Genomic DNA, 7,774 nt, shown 5'->3' on the forward strand with positions numbered 1-7,774 from the left:
CCCATATTGGGTAATATTTATAAACGGTTATTGATTGGCCTTGTCAATTCCTTTGCGCAGGGCATTCCAGGCGAGAGTCGCACATTTGATCCGTGCCGGGAACTTGTTGACACCCGAGAGTGCCTCAATATCCTCGTATTCAAATTCGACGTCCTCCCCCTTCATCAGATTGGAGAAGTTCTCCGCCATAGCCAGCGCTTCTTCGAAGCTCTTTCCTTTGATCGCATCGGTCATCATAGACGCCGAGGATAAGCTGATTGAACATCCTTCCCCCAGAAAACGCGCGCCTTTAACGATTCCATCCTCAAGCTTCAATTGCAGGGAGATCCGGTCGCCGCAGCTGGGGTTATTCAGATCAATCGTTATACCGCCATCTTCGAAGCTTCCGCGGTTTCGCGGGTTTTTATAATGGTCCATAATCACTCTGCGGTATAAATCATCCAATTGCATGATCAAAGTACTCCTTTGTTTTTATTAAAGCTTTAACCAAGCGATCGATATCTTCTTCCGTATTGTAGAGATAGAAGCTGGCCCGGGCCGTTGCCGAAACGTTCAACTGCCGCATAAGAGGCTGGCAGCAGTGATGCCCGGCGCGAATCGCCACCCCTTGGGAATCCAGAACCGTTGCGACATCATGCGGGTGGATATCTCCCAGGTTAAAGGTAATCAGCCCAGCCCGATCGGAAGAAGGGCCGTAAATGACCAGATCCTCCACTTCGGACATCCGATCCCATGCCGCCGCGGCGAGCGATTTCTCATGCTTCTCGATATTCTCCATTCCGATATCGCTCAGGAAGTCGATCGCGGCGGCCATTCCGACGGCGCCGGCAATAATGGGAGTTCCTCCTTCGAACTTCCAGGGAAGCTCCTTCCATGTGGACTCGTACAAGTCCACATGGTCGATCATTTCGCCGCCGAATTCGATCGGCTCCATCTGCTCGAGCAATTCCTTCTTCCCATACAGTGCCCCAATTCCGGTAGGCCCACACATTTTATGGCCGGAAAATGCATAGAAGTCACAATCCAATTGCTGGACATCGACCTTCATATGAGGCGTGCTCTGGGCCCCGTCCACCAGCACTTTGGCCCCATGACGGTGAGCTATTCTCGCAATGTCCTCAATCGGATTAATCACCCCTAGCACGTTGGACACATAAGTTATGGCAACGATGCGGGTATTGTCGGTGATGGTGTTCTCCACATTCTCCAGACGGATCGTTCCGTCCGGTTCCATCGGAATATATTTCAGTGTAGCTCCGGTCGCTTTGGCCACCTGCTGCCACGGAATGAGATTGCTGTGATGCTCCATCGGAGTAAGGACAATTTCATCGCCTTCTCCGCAAACACTGCGGGCATAGCTGCTGGCCACCAGGTTAATGGCCGTAGTTGTCCCGCGTGTAAAAATAATTTCCTCGCTGGATTTCGCATTGATAAATTGTCTTACCTTGTCACGCGCCCCTTCATAGGCATCGGTAGCCCTGGAACCGAGAGTATGCACTCCCCGGTGCACGTTAGCATTGTCCATTTCGTAATAGCGTTTGAGCGCTTCTATGACCGGAGTCGGCTTCTGTGAACTGGCGGCGCTGTCCAAATAAACCAAGGGGTGACCATTCACTTCCTGATTCAGAATGGGGAACAGCTCGCGAACCTGTAAGAGACTCATTATCGCAGCTTCCTTTCAACGACTTGACGCAGGCGCTGCTCCAGCTTCTCCAACGGAATCTGAGAGACGATAGGAGCGAGGAATCCGTAGATAATCAATCTCTCTGCGTCTTGCCTGCTGATTCCACGCGTCATCAAATAATGGATATGCTCCGGATTGACCTGGCCAACGCTGGCCGCGTGGCCCGCCATAACCTCATCTTCATCGATTAACAATATCGGATTGGCATCCCCGCGGGCTTGCGGGCTGAGCATCAGAATCTGCTCCGCTTGCTCCCCGTTAGCACCGGTTGCGCCTTTCTCGATTTTCGTAACCCCGTTGATGATCGCTGTCGCTTCATCACGCATGACTGCGCGAGTGCTCATCTCGCTGGTCGTGCGCTTGCCGATATGAACGGCACGGGTGGTCAAATTCAACGATTGTGCTTTCACCCCGACACAAATCACTTTGGCATCGGAGAAGGAGCCTTCCCCTTTAAGAAGCGAAGTGGTGTCCGATATTCCGTTGCCGTTATTCATCTCTCCGACAACCCACTCGATAGAGCCGTCCTTCTCCACTACCGCCCTGCGGTAAGCAATGTCAACCGTCCGTTCTCCCATCTGATGTACTGAGGAGAAATGAACCTTCGCCCCCTGCTTCACAAACACTTCCACGACGACGTTGGAGACCTGCTCTCCTTCCTGCTCGCGGGATACCAGGCTGTCCGTAAAGATGACAGAGCTGTTGTCTTCCGCCACAATTAAAATGTGCGAAGAGTAAGCCGCATTCACGCTGTCCGCCAAGAAGAAGGATTGGAACGGGATTTCGGCCGTTACATTCTTAGGAACGTAGAGGAAGACTCCTCCGCTCCAGGAAGCCGCGTGCAAAGCCGCAAATTTATGCTCTTCAATCGTAACTGCCTTCATAAAATACGGTTGTACCAAATCGGCATGCTTCTGGATGGCCGTATTCAGGTCTGTGAAAATGACGCCTTGCGAAGCCAGTTCTTCGGGAAGCCGGCTGAATACTTCCCCCGAGCTGTTAAGAAAAACAAGCGGGCCGGTCTGTTCGTCCATCAAGGACTTAGCCGCTTCGGGAATCTCCTGAATCACCTGACTCTTGCCCGCTTGGGCATGGGAATGCAGCGATTCTAAATTCCAGCGGTCGATTCTCGTCTTCTCTAATTTAGGGTATTCCAATTGTCCTGCCAATTCCAGCGCCTGCAAACGAAGGTTCGTCATCCATTCGGGTTCGTTATTGACCCTGGAATGCTCGATAACGGAATTGCGGTCGATTGGAAGAATGGTCTGCGTACTCATCTATATTCCTCCTGCCAGCTTGCCGACTGCAAGCTTCTTCTTTGCTTTATCCGATCTTGTTACGAATCGTGTTATTGAAGAAAAATCAGTGAACCGGGTTCATGGCGGCCTGCGGCCGACTTAATTCGAACAGTCAGTAGCTTAGGCTTCCTGACCAACCGTTTCGTCTACAATACCAAGCTCTTCCTTAACCCAATCGTAGCCGTCTTTCTCCAGGCGTTCGGCAAGCTCAGGTCCTCCGGACTTGACAATGCGACCTTGCATCATGACATGGACATAATCCGGTTTGATATAAGACAGCAAACGCTGATAGTGGGTAATGATGAGGAAGCCGCGTTCTTCGCTGCGCATCGAGTTGACTCCGTTCGCTACAATGCGGAGTGCGTCGATATCGAGGCCGGAATCCACCTCGTCCAGAATGACGAGACGAGGATCGAGCATCATCATCTGTAAAATTTCGTTTCTCTTCTTCTCTCCGCCGGAAAACCCTTCATTCAGATACCGGTGAGCAAACTCCGGATTCATCTCCAGTTCTTTCATCTTGCCTTCCATTTGGCGAATGAATTTGATGAGAGAAATTTCATCGCCTTCCTCACGACGGGCATTGATTGCGCTGCGCAAGAAATCGGAATTGGTCACACCGGAAATTTCGCTTGGATACTGCATGGCCAGGAACATTCCGGCTCTTGCTCTTTCGTCCACTTCCATTTCCAATACATCCTGACCGTCTAAAGTAACACTTCCGCCGGTAACTTCATATTTGGGATGGCCCATCAAAGTGGAAGCGAGCGTACTCTTCCCCGTACCATTCGGTCCCATAACCGCATGGACTTCTCCACCCTTGATTTCCAGATTAACTCCCTTGAGAATTTCTTTCCCCTCGACGGTTGCCTTCAATCCGTCTATAGTAAATTTGACTGCGTTTGACATGTAACCATTACCTCCACAGTTATATTGATTTTTTGATGATAATTATTCTAAATGATAATCAGTGATTCTCATTGTAACTTATATTATAGCTTACTTCCACAAATCAATAAAGTGTGTACCGTTTATTTTAACAACATTAAATTAAAGCAAGCCGGATGACTTGAACGAACTTCCCTTTCTGAAGCTTCTGCACGATGCCCGACAAAGATCTGCCCCCTGCAATTTCCATGCATACCTCATTATAGGGTTATAGGTCGGAATAAAGCAAATGGAAGGCGCCTAAACATCGCAAGCTATTGATTCAATTACAAATTCATTGTATTCCTACCTGTTCTCTTGAAAATTAAATCTCCCCTAACGGGCCATTCTGTCATATACTATAGACAAAAGATTTGGAATTGTCCGTTGACCGGCATTCGAATCAAACTTTATTTATACAAGGAGGAATCCCGATGTCCTATCATTCCCTATCGCTGGAAGAAGCAATCCGGTACGCTGCTAATTTGCCGGGCATATTTCCCGAGAACGCAGACTTGCAAGTACGCGAAATCGGCGACGGCAATTTGAATCTTGTCTTTCATATAAAAGATTCGAGGAGCGGAGCAAGCGTTATTATGAAACAGGCCCTGCCTTACGCCAAGGTTGTCGGAGAATCGTGGCCGCTCACGCTGGACCGGGCGCGGATCGAGAGCGAGGCTCTTCAGCTTCAGGAGTCTCTCTGCCCCGGGCTTGTCCCGCACGTCTATGCCTTCGATCAAGAGCTGGCTCTGACCGTCATGGAGGACCTTAGTGATCATATCATCATGCGCAAAGGCTTAATTGAAGGCAACCGGTACCCGCTTTTTGCCGAGCATGTGGGTAAATTTATGGCGCATACCCTGTTCTACACTTCCGATCTCGGAATGAATCAGCAGGCTAAGAAGCAGCAGGTCAAGAGATTCGTTAACCCGGAACTGTGCAAAATTACGGAGGATCTCATTTTCGATGATCCGTATACCGACTCCAGCAATAATAATTACAATCCTCTTATTCGTGAAGAGGTGGAGAAGCTGTGGCGGGATGAAGAGCTGCATTTGGAGGTAGCATTGCTGAGAGAGTCCTTCCTCACCCACGCCGAAGCCCTTCTGCATGGAGATTTGCATACGGGAAGCATCTTTATTACTCCGGAATCCACCAAGATGATCGATCCGGAATTTGCCTATTATGGCCCTATGGGCTTCGACATCGGCGCGGTAGTGGCCAATCTGCTGCTTAATTACGCCGGTCAGGAAGGCTGGATAAAGGATGCGGGCCAACGCTCCGAATTCCGCCAATACTTGCTGGACACCGTCCGTGATGTGTGGGGCCACTTCTCCCGTAATTTTGTGCAGCTGTGGGAGCGGGACAATGTCGACCGAATGGCGCGCACCCCAGGATATCGGGACCTCTATATGAAGAAAATTCTGAGAGACACGATCGGCTTCGCCGGATGTAAGATGGTCCGCCGCATCGTCGGGCTGGCGCATGTAGCCGATATAGACACGATAGCGGATCCGCAGGTGCGGGCCCATGCGGAGACGATCGCCCTGAACATCGGTAAAGCGCTGATCAAGCTTAACCGCAAGGCCGAATCTATTGAAGAAGTTATTGCCATCGCTGAACAATACGCCAAATAATTGCTATAATAGTTACTCGTTATCACCAATGATCGTGAAAGAAGGTTATAGGCATGAATAGAACGAATTTATCGGATGCCGCGGGGCAAGAGCCGCGTGAACTGGCTTCCCTGCGCTGGACCGGAGAGCATCTGGAGATGCTGGACCAGAGATTGCTTCCGGAGCAAATTGTTTTCCTCTCCCTGAACGAAGCGGAGGAGGTTTGGGAAGCTATCTTCTCCATGAAGGTGAGAGGGGCTCCGGCAATCGGTATCGCGGCCGCCTATGGCGTTTACCTCGGTATTCGGGGCTATGAGCCGGCGGGCGATAGTGAGCGGGAGCGGCTGCACAATCTCGAGTTGAAGATTAACGAAGTAGCCGACCGGCTGGCTACCTCTAGACCGACAGCCGTTAATCTGTTCTGGGCATTGGACCGGATCCGCAGTAGGACGGTGGAGTGGACCGCAGCGTCTTCCGCTTCAACGGAAGACGGCGACCGTGTAGAGCAGCTCAAGCAGCTTGTTCTCAAGGAAGCGCATGACATTCAAGCGGAGGACGAGACGACCTGCCGGCTGATCGGAGAGCATGCGCTCTCCCTCTTCGAGGATGGAATGGGCGTGCTTACCCACTGCAATGCAGGAGGTCTGGCAACCGCAAGATATGGAACGGCGCTCGCTCCATTCTACCTGGCCAAGGCCCAGGGCTGGAACCTGAAGGTGTTCGCCGACGAGACCCGTCCGGTGCTGCAAGGGGCGCGCCTAACCGCCTTCGAGCTGCAGCAGGCCGGAATCGATGTGACCCTGATATGCGATAATATGGCGGCGATGGTCATGTCCAAGGGCTGGGTACAGGCCGTTATAGTCGGCACGGACCGGGTAGCGGCCAATGGCGACGTGGCGAATAAGATCGGCACCTACGGGCTCGCTGTACTGGCCAAGGCGCATAATATTCCTTTCTACGTAGCATGTCCACTATCAACGATTGACATGAATACCCCGACGGGAGACCTCATCCCTATCGAGGAACGTCATGAGAGGGAAGTTACGGAAGGCTTCGGCAGAAGAACCGCTCCGCAAGGGATCAAAGTATTCAACCCGGCCTTCGATGTAACGCCGAACGAATATGTTACGGCGATCATTACTGAAAAAGGCATCATTCGTCCTTCCTACCAGGAGAATCTCCCCAAGCTGTTCGGATAATCATATAGAAACGGAGGAGCATAGCGCTCCTCCTTTATTTTTTTACGGGAATTTCGGGGCGTCACGCACCAATACACCTCGAAGGCTGCGCCACTTTGCGGAAATCGGGAATTTAAAAGGGTTCCTTGCAAAGTGGTTAAGTTTCGAAGGCTGTACGCCACTTTGCAGGTTAAGTGAATTAGCTTCCAAGGTCATACGTCACTTTGCAGGTTTTTAAAGGCCCCCCGCAAAGAAAAGCGGCCGCGTTTAGCGGAAGGTTTAGACCACCGATTCCGCTGGAGTGCGGACGGAATAGCTTCAAAGGCTGCACGTCCATTTGACGGGTTATTTATGGGAACTGGACACCGGCCGCTTGCAGCCAAGCTCCGGCGATAAGAGCATGACCTGCGGGCGAAGGATGAACGCCGTCCGGAGCCCAGAAGGCTGCATTCGCGCGGGTTGATGCCTGTGCGAATAATCCGTCCAGCGGAACGAGCACAGCCTTGAATTCACGGGCCAGCTCCCTCACGATATGAATCTTCGGATCTAGGTCCGTCCGCCAGCTCTTCCGGTCTTCAGGCACGGGGAGCACGAACGGCTCAATGAGCATCAGCTTGGCTCCAAGCTTGTCTCTCGTCTGTACAAGCAAATCCCTTAGCCCGGCTTCAAAATCTTCCGCACTCGTTGGATCGTTCCGGTCAAATTTTCTCCATGTGTTATTTATTCCTATGTATATGGAAACCAAAGTGGGCTTCAGATCCAGACAATCCTCCTGCCAGCGGCCTTGAAGATCCTTGACCCGGTTACCGCTTATTCCGCGATTGAGGAAAGTAATCCCCATCTCCGGAAACATAGAATTAAACAATCCGGCGGCCATCATGGCGTAGCCTTTGCCCAGATCATTCGGGTTATCCCGGTTGCGCGACGTATCCGTAATGCTGTCGCCCTGGAACAACACAACCTCATTCTGCGAAATCAGCATACTGCATTTCCCCTTTATGTTAGTACTCAACTTTCGCAGCTTAAATTCGGCAGATAGGCCTTGATGTAGCTGGGTAAACCAGCAAACCA

At 51.3% G+C, this 7,774-nt stretch carries 7 protein-coding genes; 2 read left to right on the forward strand and 5 right to left on the reverse strand.

Annotated elements, in window-relative coordinates; genetic code table 11:
- Positions 1–27: 27 nt before the first annotated feature.
- The 4 genes from sufU to sufC form a co-directional block, all read right to left on the reverse strand.
- Positions 28–450 carry a Fe-S cluster assembly sulfur transfer protein SufU gene (gene sufU / locus ACFQ03_RS06680; RefSeq protein WP_144941518.1) on the reverse strand — a complete coding sequence of 141 codons (423 nt, stop codon included), beginning with the start codon at positions 448–450 and terminating at the stop codon, positions 28–30.
- Positions 437–1,663 (reverse strand): cysteine desulfurase, encoded by a 1,227-nt coding sequence (locus tag ACFQ03_RS06685; protein WP_144941516.1) that lies wholly within the window; start codon positions 1,661–1,663, stop codon positions 437–439. The genes sufU and ACFQ03_RS06685 overlap by 14 nt, the downstream gene beginning before the upstream one ends.
- A complete protein-coding gene (gene sufD / locus ACFQ03_RS06690; protein WP_144941514.1) occupies positions 1,663–2,961 on the reverse strand; it encodes a Fe-S cluster assembly protein SufD in 1,299 nt (432 codons plus the stop codon). Before sufD ends, ACFQ03_RS06685 begins: the two co-directional genes overlap by 1 nt.
- Positions 2,962–3,102: 141 nt before the next feature.
- A complete protein-coding gene (gene sufC, locus ACFQ03_RS06695) occupies positions 3,103–3,891 on the reverse strand; it encodes a Fe-S cluster assembly ATPase SufC (protein WP_144941512.1) in 789 nt (262 codons plus the stop codon).
- A gap of 452 nt (positions 3,892–4,343) precedes the next feature.
- Here sufC and mtnK point away from each other — a divergent pair, with 452 nt between their 5' ends.
- Positions 4,344–5,546, forward strand: a complete 1,203-nt coding sequence (gene mtnK, locus ACFQ03_RS06700) for an S-methyl-5-thioribose kinase (protein WP_144941510.1) — start codon at positions 4,344–4,346, stop codon at positions 5,544–5,546.
- A 53-nt stretch (positions 5,547–5,599) separates the two neighbouring features.
- Positions 5,600–6,724 carry an S-methyl-5-thioribose-1-phosphate isomerase gene (gene mtnA, locus ACFQ03_RS06705; RefSeq protein ID WP_379286988.1) on the forward strand — a complete coding sequence of 375 codons (1,125 nt, stop codon included), beginning with the start codon at positions 5,600–5,602 and terminating at the stop codon, positions 6,722–6,724.
- A 328-nt stretch (positions 6,725–7,052) separates the two neighbouring features.
- Here mtnA and ACFQ03_RS06710 read toward each other — a convergent pair whose 3' ends face one another.
- Positions 7,053–7,685, reverse strand: a complete 633-nt coding sequence (locus tag ACFQ03_RS06710) for an SGNH/GDSL hydrolase family protein (protein WP_379286990.1) — start codon at positions 7,683–7,685, stop codon at positions 7,053–7,055.
- Between the last annotated feature and the right edge of the window lie 89 nt (positions 7,686–7,774).

Source organism: Paenibacillus residui, from assembly GCF_042677205.1.
In the GTDB taxonomy this organism is placed as follows: Bacteria; Bacillota; Bacilli; order Paenibacillales; family NBRC-103111; genus Paenibacillus_L; species Paenibacillus_L residui.